Source organism: Neorhizobium petrolearium, from assembly GCF_017873175.1.
In the GTDB taxonomy this organism is placed as follows: Bacteria; Pseudomonadota; Alphaproteobacteria; order Rhizobiales; family Rhizobiaceae; genus Neorhizobium; species Neorhizobium petrolearium.
This window is the reverse complement of the sequence record NZ_JAGGJW010000014.1, coordinates 193,783-220,587: the sequence shown is the minus strand read 5'-3', so window position 1 is coordinate 220,587 and position 26,805 is coordinate 193,783. Positions and strand designations below refer to the sequence as shown.

Here is a 26,805-nt window from a genome sequence, read left to right as displayed (position 1 = left end):
TATCAATCCCATCCGCAATCTCCGCCGTCATCAAAACCCGGGGAGAGTGACATTCCAACTTTGCAGAAACAGGACACTTCAACATTGCGGCTACATGTGAAAATCACATAAGATAGATTATGGAACTGACAGCCATGATCTTGGGGTGGAAAACCTTGGGATCAGCGCTCATTCCCGTTCATTCATAAGTTCGAAGACCTTGGCGCTCCACTGGCGGAACTTTCGGCAGTATCAGGTCAGAAATCGATCTCGACTTCGAACGCCAGTCCATCATAGGCCGGCTCCACATGCTCCGGCGTTTCCGCCATGACGGTATCGTAGTCGAGCGGAATGTGCATATGCGTCAGGATCGCGCGTTTGGGTTGGAATCGCGCGATCCAGTCGAGTGCCTGTTCGAGCGACAGATGGCTCGGATGATATCTGTATTGCAGCGCGTCGATGATCAGCACGTCGAGACCGGTGAGCTTCGGAATGCTCTCCGGGGGAAAGTCGCTGACGTCGCTGCAATAGGCCACATCACCGATCCGGAAGCCCAGCGAATGGATATCGCCGTGGGCCTGTCTGTACGGCAGGAACCGGATCGGCCCACCGGGACCATCGATGATGATCGGCTCATCCATGGTCTCGATCAGGAACGGCCGCGCGATCGGCGGGTAATTGCCGCCCGGCGGCGTCTCCAGGCAATAGCCGAAACCTTGCCGGATACGCTCCATGGTGAACGGATCGGCATAGACCGGGATGCGGTGGCGCTGCAGCATGAAATAGGTCCGCAGGTCGTCTATGCCATGCAGGTGGTCCGCATGCGCATGGGTATAGAGCACCGCATCGACGCGGCCCACCTGGGCGGCGATCATCTGCTGGCGGAAATCCGGGCCGGTGTCGATCACCACGACGGTGCTGGCGCCGTCCGGTGCGATCTGCTCGACGAGAAACGCGGCACGCGTTCGATGGTTTTTCGGATTATCCGGATCGCAGGCGCCCCAATCGCCATTCGGCCGCGGCACGCCGGGTGACGACGAGCAGCCGAGAATGGTGAAGCGCTGCCGATACCGCGCCACCGATCAGAGCCTCGGCATCTTGGAGAAGATGCGGAAGGCATTCTCGGTAGTGGCGCGGGCAATCTCCTCGTAGCTCACGTTCTTGCATTCGGCGAGCACTTCGGCGGTATTCACCACGTAGGACGGCTCGTTTCGTTTTCCCCGCCACCGCTTCGGCGCCAGATACGGCGCGTCGGTCTCGACCAATAACCGGTCTATCGGCACGGTCCGCGCAATGGTTCTCAGCTCTTCCGACTTCGGGAATGTCAGGATACCGGAGAAGGAGACATAGCCGCCAAGTTCCACGCCGACACGGGCGAGCTCGGCACCGGACGAGAAGCAGTGCAGGATGAAGGGAAATGTCCCCTTCCCGCTTTCGACGGTCAGTATCTCGATCATGTCTGCGTCGGCGCTGCGGCTATGGATGACGAGCGGCAGGCCCGTTTCCCGCGCCGCGGCTATGTGGCGGACGAAGCCGGTCTTCTGATCGGCCGGCGTCTGCGTGTCGTAGAAATAGTCGAGCCCCGCCTCACCGATTGCGACGATCTTCTCATGCGCCTTCGCAAGTCGCACCAGGTCTTCCGTCTGGATATCGAGTTCTTCGCCGGCATTGTTCGGATGGGTGCCGACCGAGCAGAAGACTGACGGATATTTCTCCGTGATCGCCAGCAGGTCGTCGAGCCTTCGCACACGGGTCGAGATGGTCACCATCTGGCTTACGCCGGCTTCGTGGGCGCGGGCGACGATCGCGTCGCGTTCCTCCGCGAAATCGGCGAAATCCAGATGGCAATGGGTATCGATCAGCATGGCAAAACCTGGAGCTATATTAGGCGCTTGCTTCCGGCGCCCCGTAACGTGGAAAGACCGGTCTCGGCGCTTCAAGCGGCGTTCCGGGCTTCAAGCGCCCTGCCTCGCCGAGTGCCGCGAAATCGCGGGCGTCGGCCGGCGCCGCCACCAGATCGAGCAGCTTGGTGGATGATTCCGGCATGAATGGCTGCAGGAGGATGGCGACCTGGCGCACGACTTCCGCCGCCACGTAGAGCACGGTGCCCATGCGGGCCGGGTCGGTCTTTTTGAGCACCCAGGGCGCCTGCGCAGCGAAATAACGGTCCGTATCCGAGACGACGCCGATGATCGCCGCGAGCGCACGATGGATAGCCTGTTTATCCATCTCCTCCCGGCAGGTCGCGAGAAGGCCGTCGGCTGCGGCAAGCAGCTCCCTGTCCGCGTCGGTGAATTCACCGGGCTCGGGCACGATGCCATCGCAATTCTTGACGATCATCGACAGCGAGCGGCTGGCGAGATTGCCGATGCCATTGGCGAGATCGGCGTTGACGCGGGTCGCGATGAGCTGCTCGTTGCAATTGCCATCCTGGCCGAAGGAAATCTCACGGCAGAGATAATAGCGAACATAGTCGAGCCCGAACTTTTCCAGAAGTTCGAACGGATCGACCACGTTGCCGAGCGATTTCGACATTTTCTCGCCGGCATTCAGTACGAAGCCGTGCGCGAAGACACGCTTCGGCAGCGGTAGTTTGGCCGACATCAGGAAGGCCGGCCAATAGACCGCGTGGAAGCGGATGATGTCCTTGCCGATGATATGCGCGTCTGCCGGCCAATATTTCGCACGCGGGCCGTTCGGATTATCCAGATAGCCGGTTGCGGTAATGTAATTGGTCAGCGCATCGACCCAGACATACATGACATGTGCCGGGTCGTTCGGTACCTTGATACCCCAATCGAAGGTGGTGCGAGACACCGACAGGTCCTTGAGGCCGGATTTCACGAAGGAGATGACTTCGTTGCGGCGCTCGTTGGGACCGATGAAATCCGGGTTTTCCTCATAGTGCTTGAGGAGCTTGTCCTCATAGACGGAGAGCCGGAAGAAATAGCTCGACTCCTCCACCCATTCGACCGGCGTGCCCTGGGGGCCGTAACGCACGCCATCGCGCACTTCGGTCTCGTTCTCAGCGTAATAGGCCTCGTCACGCACCGAATACCAGCCGGCATAGGTATCCTTGTAGATGTCGCCGTTGTCGGCCATCCGGTTCCAGATGTCCTTTGAAGCCTCGTGATGGCGAGGTTCGGTAGTGCGGATGAAGTCATCGTTTGATGCATTAAGCAACCGTCCCATCTCACGGAATTCATTCGAGTTTCTCTCGGCGAGTGCTTCCGGTGAGATGCCCTCGGCGCGAGCCGTCTGCTGCATCTTTTGGCCATGCTCGTCCGTGCCGGTCAGGAAGAAGACATCCTTGCCGTCGAGGCGCTGGAAGCGCGCCATGGCATCCGTCGCGATCAGCTCATAGGCATGGCCGATATGCGGCTTGCCGTTCGGATAGGAAATCGCGGTGGTGATGTAATAGGGCGTCTTGTTCGGCATCGTCGGCACTCGGGCACTTAAAGGAATGATGCAGCGCTCTTAGCGCATGTTTCGCAGGAGCGAAACACAAAGTTCCTTTGCGATGTTCCCCGCCCTACCCGCGATCAACGTCGGGCGGCTTCGAGAATCGAGAGGATCGTCTGCTTGCGGTCGAGGTTGTAGGCCTGCGCCACCGTGATCTTTTCGGCGATATCGCTGACGAGCCTGGCCTGCCGGTCGGCGGCCGGAAGATCGCCGGCGAACGCCGCTTCGCGTGCACGAGCGACCAGGTAGTCGCTCAGATGCTCCAGGAAGAAGCCGAAGATGACGTCGCTCTCCTTGCCGGACAGCACGTCCGCCAGGCGGTGCATGGCTTTTCGGGCGGTCGGGCCGTCTGCCGCCATCACCTCATTGAAGGCGGCAATGATCTCGGTGCCACCATAGTTCAGAAGCTTCAGCGCCTGCGCAACACTGCCTTTGCCCATGGAGAGCACGATTTCCTCGGTTCGGCCGCCTTCGAGCGGCATGCCAAGCCCGGCAAGTGCCTTCGACAGGTTCTCATCGCTCAGCGGTGACAGCTTCAGCGACTGGCAGCGTGAGCGGATCGTCGGCAGCAGTTTTCCGGGCGCATGCGAGAGCACGATGAAGAGCGCACGCCGCGGCGGCTCTTCAAGGATCTTGAGGATAGCGTTCGCAGCGTTGCGGTTGAGGTCGTCGGCCGGATCGATGATGACGATCCGCCAATTGCCCGTGCCGGAGGTCTGCGAGAAGAAATGACCCGCCTTGCGCACCTCGTCCACGGTGATCGCGGTTTTCACTTTCCCGGTTTTCTCGTCCACCGGACGCGTCAGATGCAGTAGATTATGCGAAGCGCCCGACGCGATCTGCCGGCTCACCGGCGAATTGGGGTCAGGATCGGAGAGATGGTCCGGCGCCGCTTCAGGATCGGGATGGGAGAGCACGTGATTGGCGAAACGGAAGGCGAGTGTCGCCTTGCCGATCCCTTCCGGCCCCTCGATGAGAATTGCGTGATGCCCCTTCCCCGAACGGTAGCTGCGCGCAAGGAAATCCTCGGCCGATCGATGGCCGTAGAGATGCGGGTTGCGTGCCGGCGGCACGGCGCCGTCGAGGATGCCGGCGGTCTCTTCGCTCATCCGACCGATTCCGCATTGCGCGTCTGCCTGAGGGCGAGCTCGCGTATCAGCGGCTCGATGATGGTGAAAATTTCGTCTGCGATCTCATCCTCGGCACGCTCGGCATTCACCACATGGCAGCGACCTGGTTCCGCTTCGGCGATCTCCAGATAGGCTTCGCGGCGCTTCTCGTGCGTTTCGATCTCCTCGCGTTCGAATCGGTCCGGGGCGTTTTCCGCACCGCGCTTGCGGGCGCGTTTCAGGCCAACCTCGGCAGGCAGATCGAGGATCAGCGTACAATCCGGGACGACACCATCGATCGCCGCCCGCTGCAACGCCTCGATGAAGTCCGGTTCCAGATTGCCGGTCACGCCCTGGTAGACGCGCGAAGAATCGATGAAACGGTCGCAAAGCACAATTGCCCCGCTTTCGAGCGCCGGGCGTATCACTTCTTCGACATGGTCGTTGCGGGCGGCCGCGAACAGGATCGCTTCCATGCGCACGCCGAATTCTTCTGCCGCACCGGAAAGCAGGACATGGCGCACAGCCTCGGCCCCTGGCGAACCGCCTGGCTCCCGGGTCATGAGCACGTCGTGGCCACGACGCCGCAATTGGTCGGCCAGCCGCCGAATCTGGGTGGATTTGCCGGCCCCCTCGCCGCCTTCGAAAGTCACGAACAATCCGGAACGTTCTGCCACGCGTGTTTCCGCATTCATCTCTTCATCAATTTATAGCGCAATATAGGTGCAGTGCGAAACAATGCGCAAATCTCAAAGTCTCAAAGCCAGAAGAACATCAGTTCGAGCAGCGCATCGGTTGCCTGGCTCGTCAGGCTGCCTGTCTTGATGGATTGGGCGGTCACCAGCGGGACTTCGCGCACCACTCTGTCTGCGGAGGAAATCTTGAGTACACCGACCGGCTGCCCTTCCGCAACAGGGGCTCTGAGAGGCCAGCGGTAGACGATTCGCCCCGATAGCCGATCGGGATTGTTGGTCGGCAGGTAGATATCGACCGGCTCCCTGGCGATGAGGTCCACATAGCGCGACGTCCCGCCGTAGACGCTTGCCTGACCGACCACCTCCCCTTGTTTGAAGAGCACCTTGGTCTCGAACGAGGAAAGTCCCCATTCCAGCACCCTTCGCGCCTCCTCAAGCCTCTCCTTGTCGCTCGCAAGGCCGCCCATGGCGAGAAAGAGCCGCGTACCGTTGCGTGCGACCGAGGCGACCAGCGCGTAGCCGGATCCTTCCGCAAAACCCGCGCCAAGGCCGTCGACGCCGATGTTCAGCGCAAGAAGCGGGTTCTTGTTGCGCTGAAAGATCTTGTTCCATTCGAAATCCGGCTGCGCATAGAGCGGATAGAATTCCGGATATTCGCGGTGGATATGTCGGGCGAGTTCCACGAGGTCGCGTGCTGTCGTGCGGTTCTCCGCACCCGGCAGGCCGGTGGAATTACCGAAGACCGAGCGGCTGAGCCCGAGATCCTTGGCGCGGGCGGTCATGCGGGCGGCAAATTCGCCATCGGAACGGGAAATGCCTTCAGCCAGAACGATGCAGGCGTCATTGGCATTCTGCACGATCACGCCTTTGACGAGATCCTCCACCCGAACCTGCGATTTCAGCGCTGCGAACATGGTCGTCGTACCGGATGGCGCGCCGCCCGTGCGCCACGCATGTTCGCTGACGGGATAAACGGTGTCGCGGCTGATCTCGCCGCGCCTGATGGCGCTGAAAACGACCTCCATCGTCATCAGCTTGGCGAGCGAGGCCGGCGGGAAAGCCTGGTTCTCATTCGAGGCGAGCAGCACTGTGCCCGTCTTGGCCTCGACCATGTAAACCTGTTTCGCCTTGGTGACGAAGGCGGGCGTGGGTTGCTGTGCGCTAGCAGGTCCCGAAATCCGGGCAACGCCAAGCACAATCAGGCAAAGGAAAAACAGAAGGCGCCGCATCATCACCCCATCGACCACGTCACTCTATGCCTAGCAGCGCCGCCGACTCACCGCAATTGCGGTGCTCTCAACGCACGGGCTTTTGAGCGGGTCTTGGGGCTTCGAGGATCATGTTGCCGAACATCACCTGCGGGGCCTTGGCTTCCGTGGGTTCCGCGTAAGCAACCGTTGCCCGGGCGTTTGTCGGTTGGGCGTAGGTCGCCATAGCCTTGCCCTTGGCCGGCGCTGATTCAGCATAGACCGGAGCGTCGGCCCGTGGTTGTCGATCGCCGGCCATCGGCCGTTCGGAGGGAAGCGGCCCTATCTGCGGAAGCGCCGCGAATTGTTCAAATGCCTGAAAGGCCTGTGTCGCGGCCGTTGCCGGCGCGGGACCGCTCGGCGTGCGGCCAGCAAGCGCGACATGCGTGGGCATGGCGGAGCCATAGCTCTGGAGCTGGTCGCCCAGCGGCTGGTTGGACGCGACCATGACGCCCGTTGCGATCTGCCCTTCGGGCTGGATCGACGGCAGGCGATCGCCCTTGCGGATGTAGGATGCCATCAGGAACGGCATGTCCCTGCCATCCATCCGGGCGCGCCCGACATATTGTACGTTCACATGTGCCGTGCCGGTCCGCTTCATGTCCAGCAGTTCGGCCGTCTTGTCGGAAACGTCGATGATGCGGCCAGGATGATAGGGCCCGCGATCGTTGACCCGGACGATCACCGACGTGCCGTTATCAAGATTGGTGACGCGTGCGTAGCTCGGCAGAGGAAAGGTCGGATGCGCGGCAGAGAGATGTTCGCTGTCGTAAACTTCGCCATTGGCGGTGAACCGGCCATGGAAAGCAGCACCATACCACGAGGCAAGACCCTTTTTATTGTAGTTGGGATCTTCCTTCGGAACGTAGGTCTTCCCTTTCACCTGGTACGGCTGGCCCACCATGAAGCGACCGCCACCTTTCGGCACGGGCTTTCCGGCCTCGACAACCCGAGGGCTTGCTTTTACGCCATATTCCTTTTCGGAGAAATATTCCTTGCTGCGGGGTTTCTTCTTGGGCGCCTCGGTCGTGGCGCACGATGCCATTCCGACGCAGACCAGTGTTATCCCGAGCCATTTCGCACTCAGCGAAAGCTTGCCGCCACTCAAACCCAAACTCGTCCGTCCCATGCCGCTTTCGCTGCGATTTACGGCAGTCGGTCCTCGTCACCGCTCCGCTTTTCGCAGCCATTGTGAACCGGTTCGACGCATACCCCTATGCCGCCGAAGTCGATAGCAGAGGAGTTTTGCCGGCAACATGGCGAAAATGCGAACGAAATCGGGCAGATAGATAAACTTTTATCGAGTATGGTTAATCGATTGCGAATGTGGGGCGGGTGAAAGCCGGAATTTTGACGACGCGAGGAGCAAGATTTACCGCTTCGTGAGCGACTTGAACATGCTGGTGGCTCACGGATGAAGGAGACGGTCAAATTCGATCAGACGTATTTCAGTCTGTCGGTAGAAAAGAAATGATTGGCGGCGCTCAGTTGACGCCGAAAGCCTGCAGGCTATAAAGCCAGCATTCGACGGAAGAGTGTCCGAGTGGTTTAAGGAACCGGTCTTGAAAACCGGCGTGCGGGAGACCGTACCGTGGGTTCGAATCCCACCTCTTCCGCCAGAAATTTTCAGTAAGCAATTGAAATGAATCATCTTTTAAGAGAACGAAAGAGCTCGTCCCCACTGCGTTCCCCACGCGATTGATGCGCAGGATCTTAATGTATTCGCCCGTTGATCCGGCCAAACTCTAAGATCGCGGTAAGCCAATGCGACATGAGATGCGATGCGCTATGGCCGAATCGGACGTCTCACAAAATGCTTTCCGAGCTCGCTCATCATCCCGGTTCCAGGCATTGGCGCTGGCGAGCCTGCTGCCTGATCCAGTCATCATCGGCCTTGAAGCTCCTATAGTCGTCAGGCACCGGCCCGAGGCACTTGTGAATGCCGAGAAGCGCGTCTGGATTGATCTGGAAGACGACTGCCGGGTTCAGCATCTCCACGATGACGGTCGAATAGGCTCTGCCGCGGAAGTTCGCCGGATCTGTCCAGTATTCTACCCGTGGTGCGAAGATAAGCTGCTTGATGATGATCTGATGATCGCCGGGCGCCGTGAACTCCCGGCGCTTGCGGTAATGTTGGCCCTTCGCGAACTGTCGTCCCGCTTGGGCGCTGAAGTGACCCCTTCCCCTAGGGTTTTCTTCGTCTTCTGTTGCTCTCCGATTGGGCATGGAAAGCGCCGCCGCAGTTGCGCTGGGACCTGGATGAAAGAAATCGAAATTGAGTTCCGGCTTGAAGTCGCCACTTTGATGAGGGTATGAGCGAACCAAGGACAGTGATGGAGCACCATCTTGGATCACTTTAAGTCTCACATCCGAATTGTGTCGGCGTTTCTCTTGAGAGAAGTGGCAACGAGATATGGGCGTAGCCCAGGCGGCTATCTTTGGGCTTTTCTTGAGCCCATCGCTTACGTCTCAGTCATGAGCGTGATTTTCGGTGCGTTTGCGCGATTGCCTGCGCTCGGCGAGTCTTTCCCGCTCTTCTTTGCCACAGGCTTTCTCGCTTATAACATGTATAGCGGCATGGCGAGTTATTTGACCTCATCGGTCAGCGCCAACAAGGGACTGCTACAGTACCCGACGGTTTCACCAATTGATCCGATCGTCGCCAGAGGCGTCCTTCAGGCGATCACTTCTTTGCTTGTCGCCTTCGTTATTCTTTGGGTGACACGCCATGGCGAAAAGCACCCTCACAGCTTGCTTTGGGGTGATATCATCGAGGCAATGGTAGCCGCATGGGCTCTTGCCACTGGCGTCGCCCTCGGGAACATCGTCCTTTTCGAGCGTTTTCCGCTTTACGAAAAGCTGTTCGGAATCATAATGCGGCCGCTCTTTGTGCTTTCGGGCGTCTTCTATGTACCGCGCCAGATGCCGCACCCATTCAGAGAGTTTCTCCTCGCAAATCCCGTCACCCACGTCGTCATTCTGTTTAGAGAAGGCTTTTATGGTGCCGACATAATGGATGGGATGGACTTTTCCTATCTGTTTTGGTTCTCGCTGATATTACTGTCTTCAGGGCTTTTCATTTTTACTGTTTGGCCAGTCGCGCGGCGCCAAAATTGAAGCCTAAGCTCAATGCATGCTGGCACTCCTGGCAGGAGTCGTCGACAAATCCTCGGTCAAGGCAGTAGTGGCCGACATTTTAGTCCTGGTGTCGCGGCAAGGACGAATGTTCGCCGCCTGGTGCGGCGGTGAATAGGAGGTTGGAACATAGGACCTTTTCTGTCCGATGCCTTTCCAACGCGCCGCCTCATGTTCTCACTCGACTGGCCCGACCGTCGGATGCTTCAATTCGCCTTGATTCGTATCACTGTCCGGAGAGCACCATGAAGCACATCCGAGAAATGGACCTGGCTGCAGAATTTCCCAAGGTCGCCTGCCACTCGTGCCAGAAACGTCCTGACCGGAACGTGAAGGACTTCTGGACGCAAGTGGGGTTCACCTATCGATGTTCCCCATGTTCAGAGGAACATGCTTCTTCAGTCGAGGAGTGAGGGTGGCAGAAGCCGCACCTATGGCATGGTTCATGCCAACAGTGTCAACACGAACTGCGCCACCACGTCACCATACTGAGCGATGCCGTATTCGCCATAATGGATACCGTCGCTTAGGGTGATCGCACTGATACCGGTGTCTGCATCGGCTGTGCTGACTTGTCCACCGGAAACCGTTTTCACGGCTGACGGTGGCGTAGATCGGCACCATAAGGAACTTGGAGTCCGCCAAGTCTTTCACGAACTTGATGATGGCTCCGAGCGCCGCTCTGTGTTCGGTATTCCACCGATCGTCGCCTTCGGCGGGTCCAAGCGAATTCCAGACGATCAGGATGTAAGCGTTCGGCAGCGCCGCACATACCTGCGACACCATGACATTCAGGCCTGTCTGTATTTGCGCCAGGCTCGTCGCCGCGTCCTGTTGGGTGATTTCGTTGGTTCCGAGATTGATCACCACGACGTCGGGATCAGCCAAGCCGAAGCGATCGAGGTAGAACTCCATGTCGAAGATATACCCGTTGAACACCTTCGCCGGGTCGTCGCCACCCACCGTTGCCCTTTTTGACCAAGCTCAAACGCATATCCATCCGCCCATATAAAATGCCAGAAAAAGGAGGCAGCATGAACAGACGGAGTATGCTCATTGGCGCGGCCGGCACTCTGCTGCTTGGGGGCGTGGGAGTCGCCGGGTGGCGGTCGGCTGTCGGGTCTATGAGCGGATATGACGATTATGCGGCCCGCTTGCGCGCTCCGATCCCGGCCCAACCGGATATGGTCGACCTTGTCCGCTATGCGACACTCGCGGCCAACAGTCACAATACCCAGCCATGGCGCTTTCGCATCGAAGACGGCTCTATCAGCATCCTGCCCGATCGGTCGCGCAGGACGCCGGCCGTTGATCCGGATGACCATCATCTCTTCGTCAGTCTCGGCTGCGCAGCGGAGAATCTGCTGATCGCTGCGGGGGCGACGGGACGACCAGGCGAACTGGAGATCGATGCAGACGGCGCCCGCCTGCGCTATTCTTTTTCCGAAGGCGCGTCGCGATCCGATCCGCTTTTCGCAGCAATTCCGGCGCGACAGTCCACCCGAGCCACCTATGATGGACGTCCTGTACCTGCCGAACATCTCGAAAAGCTCCGGCGGGCTGCCGAAATGCCTGGGGTCCGGCCTGTCCTTCTTTCCGACCGGGTCCTGATGCGGCAGGTGCGGGACCTGATCGTCGCGGGTAATGACGCGCAGATGGGCACTCCCGCCTTCATGGCGGAATTGAAGCAGTGGCTGCGCTTCAATCCCCGCGCCGCCATGACTTCCGGCGACGGCCTGTTCTCGGCTGCGAGCGGCAATCCGGTGCTCCCCGATCTTCTTGGCGGCTACGCGTTCGAGCTTTTCTTCAGTCCCGCGTCCGAGAACGACAAATATGCGCGTCAGATCGATTCGTCGGCGGGAATCGCCGTCTTTCTTGCCGAGGAGGAGAGCCCGGCGCACTGGATTGCGGTCGGCCGCGCCTGTCAGCGTTTCGCGCTGACGGCGACCAGCCTCGGCGTCAAACACGCCTTCGTCAATCAACCCGTCGAGGTGGCGCGTCTGCGACCGGAACTGGCGACGCTGATCGGTGAGAGGGGGATGCGGCCCGATATCGTGATGCGATTCGGTTACGGCCCGGAACTTGCCTTTTCTCCGCGGCGTCCCGTGGAGACCGTGCTGATCTAGCGTAGGGAAAGATGACCGTCGGCCTTGTCGATCAGTCCTTTAACCGTCGCTCGAAATCGCGAATCGACTGCTCAATCCAAGGCTCGCGATATCCCACGGCATAATCGATAACATCATAGTCTCGGCGTCTTTGCCAGACGAAGAACAGACGTTTGAAGATCGCTGCCAGTCGCAAGGCACCCTCCAATTCGATATCGAGACCCGGCGTGCGCCTCGTGTGATCCACACGCCGGGTCTCTTGCCGTAAGGCGATACGGCGCACCTGAATTGACATTTGCTAAATGAACGCTAGCTGAATAACGGTGCGCGGAGAGCGACGGCATGCCTGGCGCCTTCCATCCATCAAGCTCGGCGCAAGCCAATATCCCTATCGTCTTCTCGTCGGGATGATCCCGAATGATTGGGGACTGTGATGTCGAACGAGACCAACTCTACAAACCAGCCGTCCGAACAGTCGATCGCGCTGTTCCTGCAGACCAGTGACGCCGATAAGCTGACCGATATCCTGGTCGAGGCGCTTTACGAAGCCTTCCGCACGCTCGAGGACGAGATCCGGCTAGACACCTTGCATTGAGCCTCTACGGCTTCCTAGGGCCCGACGTCGGTATCGAACACGCGATCAACGGCGTCACCCAGGCGAAGGATAAGGTGTCTTACGTGAAGGATGCGCTTGCAGTCACGGCCGCAGTGCCGGATTGGACGCATTCGAACTGTCGGAATTCCATGTCCTGACAAAACGTCTCGGCCAACTCTTCTGCAGGTTCGGCAATCCGCGCTGCTCGGAATGCCCGGTCAGGCAGTATTGCCGTTTCGCGGGCTCCGTCGCGCGCCCGGCCGCCGGCGCCGAAGTGGCTCGCTCTCGTCTCATGGATGACCAGCCGCTTGTGTTTCGAGCGCGGACGTGATTGCCGTAGGGCATCTTTTATCCTGCCACGGAATCATCACCCATGCCCAACGCCGCCGTTCCCTTCCTTACCATCGGCTTCCTGATTCTTTCCAACGTCTTCATGACATTTGCCTGGTACGGCCACCTGAAGTTCGGGGATAAGCCGCTCTATATCGTTATATTGGCGAGTTGGGGCATCGCCTTTTTCGAATATTGCATGCAGGTGCCGGCCAACCGGATCGGTTACGGCTATTTCAACGCGGCTCAGCTGAAGACCATTCAGGAGATCATCACGCTCTCTGTCTTCGTAATCTTTTCCGTGCTTTATCTCGGCGAAACGATCCATTGGAAGCAGATCGTCGGTTTCGGTTTCATCGCCCTCGGCGCCTTTTTCATCTTCACAAAATAGGCCGCTTCAGGAACCGTCGTGGGCTCATCTGATCCGCCAATGGGCGAAGGGACAGGATCCGAAGGAGGCCGAACGTGTCGATTCAGCCTCCCCTCCCCGGACCCATGGTCGGGATGTTTACGTCTATTTCGACAATGACGTGAAGGTCCGCGCACCGCAGGATGCCGGAGCCTTGGCAGACCGTCTGAATGCCGCCCCCATTTCTTCGGGTGGGACGGCTGCCAGACACGCATGAACGAACACCGTTCGCTTTTCCGTCGGCATGCCTTCATTTCCGTCTCGGTTTGATTTAGAGACAGTCCTTCAATCCGCTTTGTTTCAGGCGGCAGGACTATTCGTAAGGTATGTTGATCGATGCTTGATTCCCTCAGAAACGCCGCCCGCTCCTGGGTTGCCAAGGCTCTCCTCCTGCTTCTGGTCGTTTCCTTCGGCATCTGGGGTGTTTCCAGTTCGATGTTGACGGCGAACGGCAATACCGTGATGACGGTCGGGGACCAGCAGATATCGGCTGAGGAATTCCGCCTGGCCTACCAGCGCCAGATCGCCAATCTGAGCCGCCAGTTTGGCACCCAACTGACCGCCGAGCAGGCGCGCGCCTTTGGTGTCGAGAACGAGGTTTTCGCCCAGCTTGCTGCCGGCGCTGCGCTCGATCAGCTTTCGGATGATATGAACCTCGGTCTTTCCGAGGAAAGGCTCGCGGGCCTGATTGCCGAGGATCCGGCCTTCAAGGGCGTCAATGGCCAGTTTGATCGCAACCTCTTTACGTCGAGGCTGCGCAATGCAGGTATCCGGGAGGATGACTACATCAAGGAGCGCACCAAGGTTGCAGTGCGAAGCCAGGTCGTCGAGGCGGTGTCCGACGGATTCAAGCCGCCGCAAGTACTCGTCGATGCCTTGAAGCAGTATCGCGATGAGAGCCGTTCCGTCGACTATCTCCTGCTCTCCAACGCCAATATCGATCCGGTCAAGGCGCCGGCCGACGACGTGCTGTCCGCCTGGTTCGAAGGTGTGAAAAGCCGTTATCGGGCGCCGGAATACCGGACCTTCGCCTATGTAAAGCTGCAGCCGGCCGATATCGCCGATGTGTCCTCGATCACGGATGACCATGTGCGTGCCCAGTACGAGAAAAGCAAGGACAACTACAAGACTCACGAAACCCGCACGATCGAGCAGCTTACGTTCCCGGACAAGGAAATGGCGGAAGCTGCCGCAACGCAGCTCAAGGATGGGACGGCGACCTTCGACCAGATCATCAAGGACCAGGGCAAGACGCCGACCGACGTGCTGCTGGGTGACTTCACCAGGGAGAACATGCCGGATCCGACCTTTGCCGAGCCCGCCTTCAAGGTTGCAGCGGCCGGCGGCACGACGCCCGTCATTGACGGCACCTTTGGTCCGGTGATCCTGCGCGTCACCAATATTCGCCCGGAAACGACCCGTTCGTTCGACGAGGTGAAAGAGGATATCCGCAAGCAGCTTGCGGTTTCCGCGGCCTCCCAGGAAGTCCTGAACGTCCACGACCGCTTTGAAGACATGCGCAGCGGCGGCACGTCACTGGAAGATACGGCCAAGGATCTCAATCTCAAGATCGTCACCGTCACCGCCGATGCCTCGGGCCGCAACGAGCAGGAGCAGCAGATCGCTGATCTTCCGGCTTCCAATCAGCTGCTCGGCGAAGTCTTTCGCACCGAGCCTGGCGCCGATACCATTCCGGTGAACCTCGGCAATGATGGTTATGTCTGGTTCGAGGTCCGCAACATCGTCCCCGAGCGCGACAGGCCGCTTGCCGAAGTGCGCGACAAGGCGATTGCCGACTGGACCGCGGAACAGCAGCGCCAGGCGCTTGCAGCCAAGGCCAATGAGCTCAAGGGCCGCCTGGATAAGGGCGAGACTATTGAGGCCATCGGCGCAGAACTCGGCCTTTCGGTCGAAAACAAGCAGGGCCTGCGCCGCGGCGGGGAGGACGCAATTTTCGGAGGCGAAGCGATCGCGGCAGCTTTCTCCGGCCCGGTCGGCATCACTGCCACAGCGCTTGGCGCCGATGGTGAAAGCCGTCTCCTGATGAAGGTGACAGCCGTCGATCAGGTGACCACCGATGCGCTTTCCGGCGATGAGCAACTGGAGCGGATGGCGGAGGCGGTCGGCGACGACATGCTCGACCAGATGGTCAACAGCCTGAAGAACAGTTATGGCGTCTCCGTCAACCAGACCGTCCTCAATCAGGTCATGCTGCAGTAATGTGCGAGGTAGCCGAGTATGCCTGAGCTGAAACCCCTTATCGCCAAGGTCGCCAATGGCGAGAGCCTGACGCGTGAGGAAGCGCGTGAGGCTTTCGACATCCTGATGTCGGGAGAGGCAACGCCCTCGCAGATCGGCGGCTTCCTGATGGCACTGCGTGTGCGTGGCGAGACTGTCGCAGAGATCACCGGTGCGGTCGCCACCATGCGTTCGAAAATGCTGCCCGTCGATGCCCCGGCTGACGCGATCGATATCGTCGGCACCGGCGGCGACGGCTTGGGAACCTATAATATTTCCACCCTCGCCTCGCTCATCGTCGCCGGCTGCGGCGTACCGGTCGCCAAGCACGGCAATCGGGCGCAGAGCTCGAAATCCGGCACGGCCGACGCGCTGTCGGTGCTGGGCGTCGATCTGGAAATCGGCCCCGACCTGATCACCCGCTGCATCAGGGAAGCCGGCATCGGCTTCATGTTCGCCTCCATGCATCATGCGGCGATGCGCCATGTCGGCCCGAGTCGCGTCGAGCTCGGCACGCGCACGATCTTCAACCTGCTCGGTCCCCTTTCGAACCCGGCAGGAGCCAAACGCCAGCTTCTTGGTGTCTTCGCGCCGAAATGGCTGGAGCCGATCGCCGAAGTGCTGCGCGACTTGGGCTCCGAAACCGTCTGGGTGGTGCATGGCGACGGTATGGATGAAATCACCACGACAGGCATTACCCAGGTTACCGCGCTGGAAGACGGCAAGATCCGTTCCTTCGAACTGACACCGATGGATTTCGGCGTGCAGCCTGCGACGCTCGCCGAACTCAAAGGCGGCGATGGGATGGTCAATGCTGCGGCCTTGCGCGCGGTGCTCGCCGGTGCGAAAAATGCCTATCGCGATATCGCCCTCTGCAACGCGGCGGCGGCCCTAGTGATCGCCGGCAAGGCGGAAACGATCGCGGACGGCATGAGGCTTGCTGCCCGTTCGCTGGAAAGCGGCGAGGCAGCGGCGGCCCTCGACCGCCTCGTCGCCGTCTCGAACGAAAAGGATTGAAGCCGTGACCGATATCCTGAAGAAGATCGAAGCCTACAAGCGCGAGGAAATCGCCGCTGCCAAGGCGACCCTGCCGCTCGCCGAGGTGAAGCTCCGCGCCGCCGAGCAGCCCGCCCCGCGCGGTTTCTATCGGGCGCTGAAGGCAAAGCAGGATGCAGGCGGATTCGCTCTCATTGCCGAGATCAAGAAGGCCAGCCCGTCAAAGGGTCTGATCCGCCCGGATTTCGATCCCCCTGCCCTTGCTGCCGCTTATGAAGCCGGCGGCGCTGCCTGCCTTTCGGTATTGACCGACAAGCCGAGCTTCCAGGGAGCTCCGGAATTTTTGATCGCGGCCCGTAATGCCTGCTCGCTTCCGGCTCTGCGCAAGGACTTCATGTTCGAGCCCTATCAGGTCTATGAGGCGCGTGCCTGGGGCGCCGACTGTATCCTGCTGATCATGGCATCGCTGTCCGACGGTGAAGCGCGCGAGCTTTACGATGTTGCCGTCGAACTCGACATGGACGTTCTGATCGAGGTCCATGATGCCGAAGAGATGGAGCGGGCGCTCAAACTCCCCTCGCCGCTGATCGGTATCAACAACCGTAACCTGCGCACCTTCGAATTGAGCCTGGAAACGAGCGAAAAACTGGCGCCGATGGTGCCGGCCGATCGTCTGCTCGTCGGAGAAAGCGGCATTTTCACGCACGAAGACTGCCAGCGCCTCAGACAGGTCGGCATCAACACCTTCCTCGTCGGCGAAAGCCTGATGCGCAAGGACGACGTGGCCGCGGCGACCCGCCTGCTTCTGACCGGCGAGACCGCGACCCTGGCGGCAGAGTAATGGCGAACCTCACCCATATCGGCACGTCCGGCGAGGCGCATATGGTCGATGTCGGCGACAAGGCCGAGACGAATCGTTCGGCGACGGCCGAAGGTTACGTCCGCATGCTGCCGGAAACGCTCTCGTTGATCCGCGAGGGCAACGCAAAAAAGGGCGATGTGATCGGCACGGCGCGACTGGCCGGCATCATGGCAGCCAAGAAGACGTCGGACCTGATCCCACTCTGCCATCCGCTGATGCTGACCAAGGTTTCGGTGGATATCACAGAAGACGAGACGCTTCCGGGCCTGCGCGTTAGGGCGACAGCGAAGCTTACCGGCAAGACCGGCGTCGAGATGGAGGCGCTGACAGCGGTTTCCGTCTCGTGCCTGACGATCTATGACATGGCCAAGGCCGCCGACAAGGGGATGGAGATCGGGGGGATTCGTCTTCTCGAAAAGACCGGCGGCAAGTCCGGAACCTATCGCCCAAAGGGCTGAGTGGAGGGCTGAGAGATGGCATTGTTGCCCGTTTCCGAGGCGAAGAGCCGCCTGCTGGACAAGGCGGACCCGATTGCCGGAAGCGAAACCGTTCCACTTGGCGAGGCCAGCGGCCGGGTTCTGGCGGCCGACGTGATCGCCCAGCTTACTCAGCCGCCATTCGATGCTTCCGCTATGGATGGTTATGCTCTGCGAGCCGAAGATGCATCTGCGATCGACTCTGAATTGATGGTTATCGGCAGTGCCGCTGCCGGCCATGCTTTCGAAGGGGTGGTCGGCAAAGGGGAGACCGTTCGCATCTTCACCGGCGCGCCCCTGCCGGAAGGTGCCGATTCCGTATTGATCCAGGAGGATGCCGAAAGGCTGGACGGCAACCGTATCCGCACCACGTTCGCGGTCGTGAAGGGCCGGCATGTACGCCCGCGCGGCCAGGACTTTTTTGAGGGCGAGACGGTGCTCCATCCCGGCACCCTTCTCGATTTTTCGCACCTGACGGTCGCCGCTGCGGCGAACCATCCGGAGCTTTCCGTCTATCGTCGTCCGCGCGTCGCAATCCTGGCGACCGGCGACGAACTGGTCTTGCCCGGCGACACACCCGGTCCGGCACAGATCATCGCGTCCAACACGTTCGGCGTCTCCGCGCTGGTGCGCGACAATGGCGGCGAGGTTCTGGACTTCGGCATCGTCAGGGATCGGCAAGAGGATATCGCTGCTGCGATCGAAAAGGCCCGCGCCGCGCAAGCCGATGTGCTGGTGACGCTTGGTGGCGCCTCGGTCGGCGATCACGACCTCGTCCAGGCGACGCTGAAGAACGCAGGCATGCAACTCGATTTCTGGCGGATCGCCATGCGGCCGGGCAAGCCGCTCATGGTCGGGACCCTTGAAGGCATGCAGGTGCTCGGCCTTCCGGGCAATCCGGTTGCAAGCCTGGTTACCGGTATGCTCTTTCTGGAGCCGCTGCTTCGCAAGCTCGCCCGCCTGCCGGAAAGGCACCGCGAAGTGGAAGGCATCACGGCGAAGGCGCTGGCCGCCAACGACCAGCGCCAGGATTATCTGCGTGCGAAGATCTCGAAGGATCACGCCGGTAATCTGGTGGCCGAGGCCTTCCAGAAACAGGATTCTTCGATGATGAAGATTTTTGCGCAGTCCGGCGGGCTGATCATCCGCCCGCCGCACGCGCCGGAACTGCCTGCAGGCTCTCCTTGTCCCGTATTGCTGATACGTCCCTGACGACTAGCCGGATATCGACCAAATCCGGAGCTTGGGAAGCATTGTCCTCTTACGGAGAATAGTGTGCCGAAATCAGAAGTCCCCAGCATCGTCTGGTTCCGCAGGGATTTGCGCCTGGATGACAACCCGGCATTGCACGCGGCGATGGAAGCCGGCAGCCCAGTCATTCCGGTCTACATCCGTGAACCGGAGCATTTGAATGTCGGCCCGCTGGGAGCCGCTCAGCGATGGTGGCTGCATCATTCCCTGGCGGCGCTGGCGAAATCCCTGAAGTCCGCCGGCAGCGGCCTGACATTGATTTCCGGAAAGGCGGAGGACGTGCTGGTCGATCTCTCCCGCCAGACTGGCGCTCGCACGGTTTTTGTCAATCGCGCCTACGAGCGGCATCAGGTCGATCGTGGCATCGCGCTCGAACTGAGGAAGCACGATATCGCCGTCCGTGCGTTCCATGGCCAGCTTCTGCACGAGCCGCATGCGATCCGCACCGGAGCCGGCAAGGCTTTCAGGGTTTTCACGCCGTTCTGGAACGCTCTGCAGAAGGCCGGCGAGCCTCGGGAGCCGATCGGTCCGCCGTTGAAAATTCCTTCGCAGGATCATCATCACCGGTCAGAGAGGCTGGAAAGTTGGGGATTTCTTCCGAGAAAGCCAGACTGGGCGGCCGGTTTCCCGGCAATATGGACGCCCGGTGAAGATGGCGCTCGGGAAAAACTCGCTGACTTTATCGACCGGAAGCTCCAAAACTATAAGGATGGTCGTGACCTGCCGAGCGTCCAAGCCACGTCTTTGCTGTCGCCCCATCTCACCCACGGAGAGATTTCCCCGGCTCGTATCTTGCATGCGACCAAGGGCATGCCGAAGACCGCTTCCGAAGATGTGGTGCATTTTCGCCGTGAGCTCGCCTGGCGCGACTTCTGCTACACCCTGCTGATTGATTTCCCGGAGCTGGACGAGAAGAACTGGGACAACACTTTCGATACCTTCCATTGGGGGTATAATGCGAAGGAATTCCGCGCCTGGACGAAGGGGCTGACGGGTTACCCGATCGTCGATGCCGGCATGCGCCAACTCTGGCGCTACGGCTTCATGCATAATCGGGTGAGGATGATCACCGCATCTTTTCTCATCAAGGATCTGATGATCGACTGGCGCAAGGGCGAGAAGTGGTTCCGCGATACGCTGGTCGATGCCGATCCCGCCAACAATGCCGCAAACTGGCAGTGGGTCGCGGGCTCGGGCGCCGACGCTTCGCCCTTCTTCCGTATCTTCAACCCGGTCCTGCAAGGCGAGAAATTCGATCCGGAGGGCGATTACGTGCGCGAGCACGTACCGGAACTCGGCAACCTGGACCGCAAGTACATCCACAAGCCCTTCGATGCGCCGAAGAACATTCTGGATAAGGCCGGAATCGAACTCGGCCGAACCTATCCGAGGCCGATCGTCGATCACGGCCTTGCCCGAGACAGAGCGCTCGCAGCCTACAAGGCCAGAACGAATCCATCTGGTCCTGAAACGCTATAAAGGCTTTAGGAGTTGGGGTTCAGGCGCAGTGCCAGACCCCTGCATGGCCTTAAAGAGCATCGTCTGGCGGGATGCCTGCATAATGGGCTCGCGGTCGAATCAGCTGACCGCTATCGACCTGCTCCATGGCGTGCGCGAGCCAGCCCGGGGTTCGGGCAAGAGCGAAGATGACGAGCGGCGAGTCTTCCGGTAGCCCGAACGTGGCTGCAAGCGCGGCAAGTGCGAAATCGATATTGGCCGGCTCGCCGAGCAGTTCCTCCCCCGCCTCCGCCAGTGAGTTGTAGAGCGGCGGCACCTCGAAGCTCGCCAACAGGGCCTTGGCGCGGGGATCGCCTTGCGGATAAAGCCGGTGGCCGAAGGCCCGCACCAGCCCCTCCGAAGACAGGGCGCCCCGGATCGCTTCCCGCACGCCGACAGATGCGGCCTGTTCCGCAAGCAGCGTGACGCTGAGCCATGCGCCGCCATGCCTTGGCCCGGTCAGCGTCGCCAACCCCGAAAGCGTTGCTGCCGAAAGGGCCGCACCGGATGATGCGGTGACGCGTGCAGCGAAAGCAGAGACCGCGAGTTCATGTTCCGCCGCAAGCACCAGCGCCCTGCGGATCGGGTCGACCGCTTCGGGCCGTTGCCAGCCAAGCGCAAGGCGCTGATGCAGTGACACCGGCTCGCCATTCCATGGGGCAAGCCCGGCGGCCGCCGTGGACAGCACCGAGGCAGCCTCGGCCCGCAGGACGGAAGGCTTCCTGCCCAATGCCGGCAGATCGTTCATGACGCGCGCCGCAAGGAGCGTCAGGGCATTTGCCATGCGCGACGCCCCGCCCTCGCCGCCCTCACCCGTTTCGACACAGATGTCCTGGCTGTCCCAAAGAAGGGCGGCGACCTCTTCCAGTGTCGCATAGTCGGCAAGCTCTATCGCGTCCTGGCCGCGATAGAGCAGCTTTCCGTCGGAAATCGCGGAAATCGCCGTCGGCAGAACCGGATCGCCCCAGCGGATGGCTTCCGCCGCGACCGCGGCTGCCTGGCGCCGGCCGGCATGGCGCTCTGCGAGCCGCTGCACATCGCTGGCCCGGTAAAGGCTGCGGCGCGGGTCCGTGGGGTCCGGCCTCGCACGGATTCTCCCACGGCTGACATTGGCATAGAGCGTCTGCGGTTTGGTTCCGAGCCGGGCAAGCGCCTCTTCGGCAGTGATCCAGAGCGTGTTCATATTGATCAATTGCATCAAGATTGACGTCAATAAGACTAGGCCGGATCATCTTGGCCGTAAAGGAGAAACACGCAATGAAAAACGGACTTGAAGACGTGGTTGCCGCTGAAACCCGGTTGTCGGACGTGGACGGAGAATCCGGCCACCTGATCATTCGCGGCGTAACCCTGGATCGCCTTGTCGAGCGCGCGACCTACGAGGATGCCGCGGCCCTGTTGCTGGACGGGCTCTTGGACCGTCCCGTCACCGCGGGCGACTTGAAGACCCGGCTCGGCCGCATGCGTAGTGAAATCTTCGCCCATGTCCAGGCGGCCGACGAGACACTCCTGAGGCTGCCGCCGGTGGATGCTATGCGCGCCCTTATCGCCAGACTGCCGGACGGCGAGGATTTCGCGACCGCGCTGCGACTGCTTGCTGCTCCCGCGGTTTTCCTGCCGGCGGTGCTGAGGCTGCAGAGGGGCGAGGCACCCGTGGCGCCAAGCCCATCGCTTTCGCAGTCCGCCGATATTCTTGCCATGCTGAATGCCAGCCTGCCGAGCCGGGAACAGGTCGCCGCCCTCGACGCCTATCTAGTGACGATCTCCGACCATGGGCTCAATGCCTCGACCTTTGCCTCGCGTGTGATCGCCTCCACCAGAGCCGGCCTCACCTCCTCGATGCTCGCAGCAGTCAGCGCGCTCAAGGGACCGCTGCATGGCGGTGCGCCGGGACCGGTGCTCGACATGCTGGATGCCATCGGCGCGGAGACCAATGCAGGGAACTGGCTCGCGCAGGCGCTCGATCGTGGCGAACGGCTGATGGGATTCGGCCACCGGATCTATCGCGTCCGCGATCCGCGTGCCGATGCACTGAAAGGCGCCCTGAAACCGTTGGTCGCGACCGGCCAGGTCGATCATGATCGCATCCGGCTTGCGGAAGCCGTCGAACGGGCGGCGCTTGCCATCCTCAAGGAACGCAAGCCGGACCGGCCACTCGACGTCAATGTCGAATTCTACACGGCCCTGCTGCTCGATGCGCTGAACTTTCCGCGCGAATCCTTTACCGGCGTCTTTGCGATCGGCCGCACGGTCGGCTGGATCGCCCATGCCCGTGAACAGGCGCTCGAAGGCCGGCTCATCCGCCCCCGCTCGGTTTATGTCGGCCCGTTGCCCCAGGCGGCCTGAAAGGCCGTTACATCCGCACGGACATTCCGCCGTCAACGGTCAGGACATGGCCGTTGACGAAGGAGGCGGCATCGCTTGCAAGGAAAAGGGCTGCGCCGGTGATCTCGTCCGGCCGGCCCCACCGCTCAAGCGGCACACGCTGGCGCGCGAAGGAAATCATGTCCGGGTTTTCAGCCAGCGCGGCATTGGTTTCCGTGGCGAACATTCCCGGAGCGATCGCATTGCTCGTCACGCCATAGGCGCCGTATTCGACGGCCAGGCTGCGCACCAGGCCTGTCATGCCCTGCTTGGCGATCGGATAGATGGCGTCGCCCGGAAGTGCCAGATTGCCGATGATCGACGTGACAGCGATGAGGCGACCATGCCCCTGGGCCTTCATGATTTCCGCGGCATCCCGCGACAGCGAGACCGCCGAAAGAAGGTCCGTCTGGATCAGGTTCAGGATCTGTGCGTCGTCGAACGATGCAAACGGGCGCCTGTCGCGAGCGCCGACATTGTTGATCAGGATGTCGAGGCGGCCATGCGCCTTGCGGATATCGGCAATCGCCGCGCGGCCCGCATCGATATCCGCCGCATCGAAGGTGGCCGCCTCTGCCTTGCCACCGGCTTGCGCGATCGCGTCGACGGCTCGATCGAGTGTTTCTGCCGTTCGGCCAGTCAGAACCACATGGGCGCCTGCCTCGGAAAGGGCCCTGGCCATTTCGAAGCCGAGCCCCCTCCCGCTGCCGGTTACCACCGCAACGCGCCCTGCCAGAGAAAGCCTGTCGAAAATGCTCATGTCCCACCACCACGGAATGAAACCAGGTCCGCGCCTTGAGTGTTCAGCAAATACGAAAGACCCGGTTCAGACCAGCCGGCTCTGCTCCAATGCCGCTTCGATGAAGCTTGCAAAGAGCGGGTGCGGGTCGAGCGGGCGGCTCTTCAGTTCCGGATGATATTGCACGCCGATGAACCACGGATGGTCGGGATATTCGATCGTCTCCGGCAGCACGCCATCCGGCGACATGCCCGAGAACACCAGGCCGCATTTCTCCAGCCGGTCCTTGTAGTCGATATTGACCTCGTAACGGTGGCGATGACGCTCGGAAATATCCGTGGAGCCATAGATATCGGCGATCTTCGTTTCACGCTTCAGAGTTGCCTTGTAGGCACCGAGGCGCATCGTGCCGCCAAGGTCACCCGAAGCGGAGCGCTTCTCGAGCTCGTTGCCCTTGACCCATTCGGTCATCAGCCCGACCACCGGCTCCTTGGTAGGACCGAATTCGGTCGAAGAAGCCTTGTCGATGCCGGCGAGATTGCGGGCCGCCTCTATGACGGCCATCTGCATGCCGAAGCAGATGCCGAAATAAGGTACGTTCTTTTCGCGGGCATAGCGCGCCGCATTGATCTTGCCCTGCGAGCCGCGCTCGCCGAAACCGCCCGGCACCAGGATGCCGTTGACCTTTTCCAGATACGGCGCCGGATCTTCCTTCTCGAAGATCTCCGACTCGATCCACTCGATCTTGACCTTGACGTGATTGGCGATGCCGCCGTGATGCAGCGCCTCGATCAGCGATTTGTAGGCGTCCTTGAGGCCGGTATATTTGCCGACCACCGCGATCGTCACCTCGCCTTCCGGCGTGCGGATGCGGTTGCAGACCTCTTCCCAGGGTTCGAGACGCGGCTTCGGTGCCGGCTCGATGCCGAAGGCGGCAAGCACTTCGTTGTCGAGGCCTTCCTTGTGATAGGCCATCGGCACGTCGTAGATGTTGGCGACGTCGAGCGCCTGGATGACGGCGGAAGGCCGTACGTTGCAGAACAGCGACAGCTTGCGCCGTTCGGCCTCCGGGATTTCCCGGTCGGCGCGCACCAAGAGGATGTCGGGTGCAATGCCGAGCGCCTGCAGTTCCTTCACCGAATGCTGGGTCGGCTTGGTCTTGAGCTCGCCCGCTGCCGGAATGTAAGGCATCAGGGTCAGGTGCAGGTAGACGGCCGTGCCGCGCGGCAGGTCGTTGCCAAGCTGGCGGATCGCTTCCAGGAACGGCATCGCCTCGATGTCGCCGACGGTACCGCCGATCTCGCAGATGACGAAATCGTAGTCCTCGTTGCCTTCGGTCACGAAATCCTTGATCTCGTTGGTGACGTGCGGAATGACTTGCACTGTCGCGCCGAGATAGTCGCCGCGGCGTTCCTTGTCGATGATGTTCTTGTAGATGCGGCCGGTGGTGATGTTGTCGGTCTTGGTCGCAGAACGCCCCGTGAAGCGTTCGTAATGGCCGAGATCGAGATCGGTTTCCGCCCCGTCATCGGTCACGAAGACTTCGCCGTGCTGGGTCGGGCTCATCGTGCCCGGATCCACGTTCAGATAGGGGTCGAGTTTTCTGAGCCGCACCCGGTAACCCCGGGCTTGCAGCAGTGCTCCAAGTGCTGCGGCCGCAATTCCTTTTCCGAGGGAGGAAACCACGCCGCCAGTGATGAATACATATCGCGCCATGGGAGTCACCGGATACCTTTTCATTCGTGATTCCGCCAGCACAAATTATCCGCTTGGGCAAAACTGCTGTGGAATCTTCCCAAAATAAAACCGGCAGGCTTTTGGCCTGCCGGAGCTTTAAGCGTTGACCGGTCCTTATTGGCCGGTCGGGACACCCGAAGGTGCGGCCGGCGCGGCGGGTTCTGCCGGGGCCGAAGGTGCTGCCGGAGCAGCACCCGTTGCAGGAGCAGGCGCAGCCGCGCCGGAACCGGACGGAACGCCGTTCTCTGCGGGTGCCGGGGTCTGTGTCGGGGCGGGACCAAGCTGGTCGAGAATGCCGCCGCCCTGACCTTGCTGGCTCTGCGGAATACGGTTCAGGATATCGCTCGGGCGGCTTTCGTACCGGGCGAGGATGCCGAGCGCCAGCGACGTGAGAAAGAAAAGCGTCGCAAGAATCGCGGTGGTGCGGGTCAGAGCATTGGCCGTGCCGCGCGCCGACATGAAGCCGGAGCCGCCGCCGATGCCCAGTCCACCGCCTTCGGAACGCTGGATCAGCACCACGCCGACGAGGGCAAGCACGATCATGAGATGAATAACGATCAGAACGGTCTGCATATCAAAATCCATGCCTCCGCGGGGGAGACAACAAAAAGAGTTGGCGGCTCTTTACATGAGAGCTGCGTGCATTCCAAGCCCCTATCGAAAGGCTCAGGCCATCAGTGTCTCGTAGACCCGATAGATGGCGAGGAAATCGCTGGCTTTCAAGCTCGCACCGCCGATCAGCGCACCATCCACATTCTCGACGCTCATCAGTTCCCGGGCATTTCCGGGCTTCACCGAGCCGCCGTAGAGAATGCGCATGCGCCTCCCCTCCTCGCCGAGGCAGGCCGTGAGCTCGGCCCGCATGAAGGCATGGGCTATCTCGACGTCATCGGCGGTCGGTGTGACCCCGGTGCCGATCGCCCAGACCGGTTCGTATGCGATCACGGTATTTGCGGCTGTCGCCGTTTCCGGAACTGAGTTGAAGATCTGGCGCTTCAGGACCTCGAGGGTCTGGTAGGCGTCCCGCTCGCCCGCCGTTTCACCGACGCAGATGATGGCGGTTAGGTCTGCCGCATGGGCCGCCTGCGCCTTGGCGCGCACCAGATGATCGGTTTCGGCGTGGTCGGTGCGCCGCTCCGAATGCCCGACGATGACATAGGTTCCGAAGCAGTCGGCAATCATTTCCGCCGAGATGTCACCCGTATGGGCGCCGGAAGCCTCCTGATGGCAATCCTGACCGCCGATCATCAGCGGGCTGTCGGTTGAAAGCGCGGTCGCGACATAGAGCAGCGTTGCCGGCGGGCAGATGAGCGCATCGACCTTTTCGGACAGCGCGCCCTGAACGCCTTCGGCCATAGCCTTGATCTCTGTCAGGGACTCGCGCGTGCCGTTCATTTTCCAGTTTCCGGCAACAAGCGGGCGCACATCAGGCGTCATCGGCGATAGCTTCCTCTCCTGTTCGGTTTCTTTCGATGGCAGAAACCGAAACCTCCACAGATACGGGGACCTGTTTTAGACACATCCCGTCCGAATTGGTATGCAAAAGACAGGTCTTGGTTCAAGACTTTGGTTAACGGCG

At 60.8% G+C, this 26,805-nt stretch carries 26 protein-coding genes and 1 tRNA gene; 13 read left to right on the top strand and 14 right to left on the bottom strand.

Annotated elements, in window-relative coordinates:
• Positions 1-236 precede the first annotated feature (236 nt).
• The 7 genes from J2046_RS25285 to J2046_RS25255 all read right to left on the bottom strand — a co-directional run bounded on the left by J2046_RS25285 (position 237) and on the right by J2046_RS25255 (position 7,621).
• The gene (locus J2046_RS25285; RefSeq protein ID WP_210056570.1) at positions 237-1,058 is read right to left on the bottom strand and encodes an MBL fold metallo-hydrolase; all 822 of its coding nucleotides are present in this window, start codon (positions 1,056-1,058) and stop codon (positions 237-239) included.
• 3 nt (positions 1,059-1,061) lie between these two features.
• Positions 1,062-1,844: a TatD family hydrolase gene (locus J2046_RS25280; RefSeq protein ID WP_210056568.1), complete on the bottom strand. Its 783-nt coding sequence runs from the start codon at positions 1,842-1,844 to the stop codon at positions 1,062-1,064.
• Positions 1,845-1,863: 19 nt separating this feature from the next.
• Positions 1,864-3,417, bottom strand: a complete 1,554-nt coding sequence (gene metG / locus J2046_RS25275; protein WP_210056567.1) for a methionine--tRNA ligase — start codon at positions 3,415-3,417, stop codon at positions 1,864-1,866.
• Positions 3,418-3,521: 104 nt separating this feature from the next.
• The gene (locus J2046_RS25270) at positions 3,522-4,550 is read right to left on the bottom strand and encodes a DNA polymerase III subunit delta' (protein WP_210056566.1); all 1,029 of its coding nucleotides are present in this window, start codon (positions 4,548-4,550) and stop codon (positions 3,522-3,524) included.
• Positions 4,547-5,245 carry a dTMP kinase gene (tmk, locus tag J2046_RS25265; RefSeq protein WP_233470270.1) on the bottom strand — a complete coding sequence of 233 codons (699 nt, stop codon included), beginning with the start codon at positions 5,243-5,245 and terminating at the stop codon, positions 4,547-4,549. The genes J2046_RS25270 and tmk overlap by 4 nt, the downstream gene beginning before the upstream one ends.
• Before the next feature lie 62 nt (positions 5,246-5,307).
• Positions 5,308-6,474 (bottom strand): D-alanyl-D-alanine carboxypeptidase family protein, encoded by a 1,167-nt coding sequence (locus J2046_RS25260; RefSeq protein ID WP_210056590.1) that lies wholly within the window; start codon positions 6,472-6,474, stop codon positions 5,308-5,310.
• A gap of 67 nt (positions 6,475-6,541) precedes the next feature.
• Positions 6,542-7,621, bottom strand: a complete 1,080-nt coding sequence (locus J2046_RS25255; RefSeq protein ID WP_210056564.1) for a septal ring lytic transglycosylase RlpA family protein — start codon at positions 7,619-7,621, stop codon at positions 6,542-6,544.
• A 400-nt stretch (positions 7,622-8,021) separates the two neighbouring features.
• Here J2046_RS25255 and J2046_RS25250 point away from each other — a divergent pair.
• Positions 8,022-8,111: transfer RNA gene (locus tag J2046_RS25250), tRNA-Ser, on the top strand.
• Between the two features lie 214 nt (positions 8,112-8,325).
• On the opposite strand, the gene J2046_RS25245 is transcribed toward J2046_RS25250, so the two are convergent.
• The gene (locus J2046_RS25245; protein WP_210056563.1) at positions 8,326-8,718 is read right to left on the bottom strand and encodes a hypothetical protein; all 393 of its coding nucleotides are present in this window, start codon (positions 8,716-8,718) and stop codon (positions 8,326-8,328) included.
• A gap of 120 nt (positions 8,719-8,838) precedes the next feature.
• Here J2046_RS25245 and J2046_RS25240 point away from each other — a divergent pair, with 120 nt between their 5' ends.
• The gene (locus J2046_RS25240; RefSeq protein ID WP_210056562.1) at positions 8,839-9,609 is read left to right on the top strand and encodes an ABC transporter permease; all 771 of its coding nucleotides are present in this window, start codon (positions 8,839-8,841) and stop codon (positions 9,607-9,609) included.
• Between the two features lie 498 nt (positions 9,610-10,107).
• Here J2046_RS25240 and J2046_RS25235 read toward each other — a convergent pair whose 3' ends face one another.
• A complete protein-coding gene (locus J2046_RS25235; protein ID WP_210056561.1) occupies positions 10,108-10,590 on the bottom strand; it encodes an SGNH/GDSL hydrolase family protein in 483 nt (160 codons plus the stop codon).
• Between the two features lie 71 nt (positions 10,591-10,661).
• Here J2046_RS25235 and J2046_RS25230 point away from each other — a divergent pair, with 71 nt between their 5' ends.
• The 10 genes from J2046_RS25230 to J2046_RS25180 all read left to right on the top strand — a co-directional run bounded on the left by J2046_RS25230 (position 10,662) and on the right by J2046_RS25180 (position 20,368).
• Positions 10,662-11,753, top strand: coding sequence for an Acg family FMN-binding oxidoreductase (locus tag J2046_RS25230; RefSeq protein ID WP_210056559.1), 1,092 nt, complete (start codon positions 10,662-10,664; stop codon positions 11,751-11,753).
• 412 nt (positions 11,754-12,165) lie between these two features.
• Entirely contained in the window at positions 12,166-12,327 is a 162-nt protein-coding gene (locus J2046_RS25225; RefSeq protein ID WP_210056556.1) for a hypothetical protein, read from the top strand.
• Positions 12,328-12,448: 121 nt separating this feature from the next.
• The gene (locus tag J2046_RS34380) at positions 12,449-12,658 is read left to right on the top strand and encodes a hypothetical protein (protein WP_411828551.1); all 210 of its coding nucleotides are present in this window, start codon (positions 12,449-12,451) and stop codon (positions 12,656-12,658) included.
• A gap of 42 nt (positions 12,659-12,700) precedes the next feature.
• On the top strand, positions 12,701-13,048 hold the full coding sequence (locus J2046_RS25220) for a DMT family protein (RefSeq protein ID WP_210056554.1): 348 nt from the start codon (positions 12,701-12,703) through the stop codon (positions 13,046-13,048).
• Positions 13,049-13,402: 354 nt separating this feature from the next.
• Positions 13,403-15,286 (top strand): peptidylprolyl isomerase, encoded by a 1,884-nt coding sequence (locus J2046_RS25205; RefSeq protein WP_210056552.1) that lies wholly within the window; start codon positions 13,403-13,405, stop codon positions 15,284-15,286.
• An 18-nt stretch (positions 15,287-15,304) separates the two neighbouring features.
• Positions 15,305-16,321, top strand: coding sequence for an anthranilate phosphoribosyltransferase (gene trpD / locus J2046_RS25200; protein ID WP_210056550.1), 1,017 nt, complete (start codon positions 15,305-15,307; stop codon positions 16,319-16,321).
• Between the two features lie 4 nt (positions 16,322-16,325).
• The gene (trpC, locus tag J2046_RS25195) at positions 16,326-17,141 is read left to right on the top strand and encodes an indole-3-glycerol phosphate synthase TrpC (RefSeq protein WP_210056548.1); all 816 of its coding nucleotides are present in this window, start codon (positions 16,326-16,328) and stop codon (positions 17,139-17,141) included.
• Positions 17,141-17,620, top strand: coding sequence for a cyclic pyranopterin monophosphate synthase MoaC (moaC, locus tag J2046_RS25190; protein WP_210056547.1), 480 nt, complete (start codon positions 17,141-17,143; stop codon positions 17,618-17,620). The genes trpC and moaC overlap by 1 nt, the downstream gene beginning before the upstream one ends.
• A 15-nt stretch (positions 17,621-17,635) precedes the next feature.
• Complete coding sequence (locus J2046_RS25185) at positions 17,636-18,850, top strand: molybdopterin molybdotransferase MoeA (protein WP_210056546.1); 1,215 nt, start codon at positions 17,636-17,638, stop codon at positions 18,848-18,850.
• Positions 18,851-18,913: 63 nt separating this feature from the next.
• Positions 18,914-20,368 (top strand): cryptochrome/photolyase family protein, encoded by a 1,455-nt coding sequence (locus J2046_RS25180; RefSeq protein WP_210056545.1) that lies wholly within the window; start codon positions 18,914-18,916, stop codon positions 20,366-20,368.
• A 49-nt stretch (positions 20,369-20,417) separates the two neighbouring features.
• Here the strand turns inward: J2046_RS25180 and J2046_RS25175 are convergent, their stop codons facing one another.
• Positions 20,418-21,584, bottom strand: a complete 1,167-nt coding sequence (locus tag J2046_RS25175) for a citrate synthase (RefSeq protein ID WP_233470268.1) — start codon at positions 21,582-21,584, stop codon at positions 20,418-20,420.
• Between the two features lie 59 nt (positions 21,585-21,643).
• Here J2046_RS25175 and J2046_RS25170 point away from each other — a divergent pair, with 59 nt between their 5' ends.
• A complete protein-coding gene (locus J2046_RS25170; protein ID WP_210056544.1) occupies positions 21,644-22,732 on the top strand; it encodes a citrate synthase/methylcitrate synthase in 1,089 nt (362 codons plus the stop codon).
• 7 nt (positions 22,733-22,739) lie between these two features.
• Here J2046_RS25170 and J2046_RS25165 read toward each other — a convergent pair whose 3' ends face one another.
• The 4 genes from J2046_RS25165 to tpiA all read right to left on the bottom strand — a co-directional run bounded on the left by J2046_RS25165 (position 22,740) and on the right by tpiA (position 26,663).
• A complete protein-coding gene (locus J2046_RS25165) occupies positions 22,740-23,510 on the bottom strand; it encodes an SDR family oxidoreductase (RefSeq protein ID WP_210056543.1) in 771 nt (256 codons plus the stop codon).
• A gap of 66 nt (positions 23,511-23,576) precedes the next feature.
• Positions 23,577-25,214, bottom strand: a complete 1,638-nt coding sequence (locus tag J2046_RS25160) for a CTP synthase (protein ID WP_280107519.1) — start codon at positions 25,212-25,214, stop codon at positions 23,577-23,579.
• 126 nt (positions 25,215-25,340) lie between these two features.
• Complete coding sequence (secG, locus tag J2046_RS25155; RefSeq protein WP_210056542.1) at positions 25,341-25,799, bottom strand: preprotein translocase subunit SecG; 459 nt, start codon at positions 25,797-25,799, stop codon at positions 25,341-25,343.
• Between the two features lie 93 nt (positions 25,800-25,892).
• A complete protein-coding gene (gene tpiA / locus J2046_RS25150; protein WP_210056541.1) occupies positions 25,893-26,663 on the bottom strand; it encodes a triose-phosphate isomerase in 771 nt (256 codons plus the stop codon).
• Between the last annotated feature and the right edge of the window lie 142 nt (positions 26,664-26,805).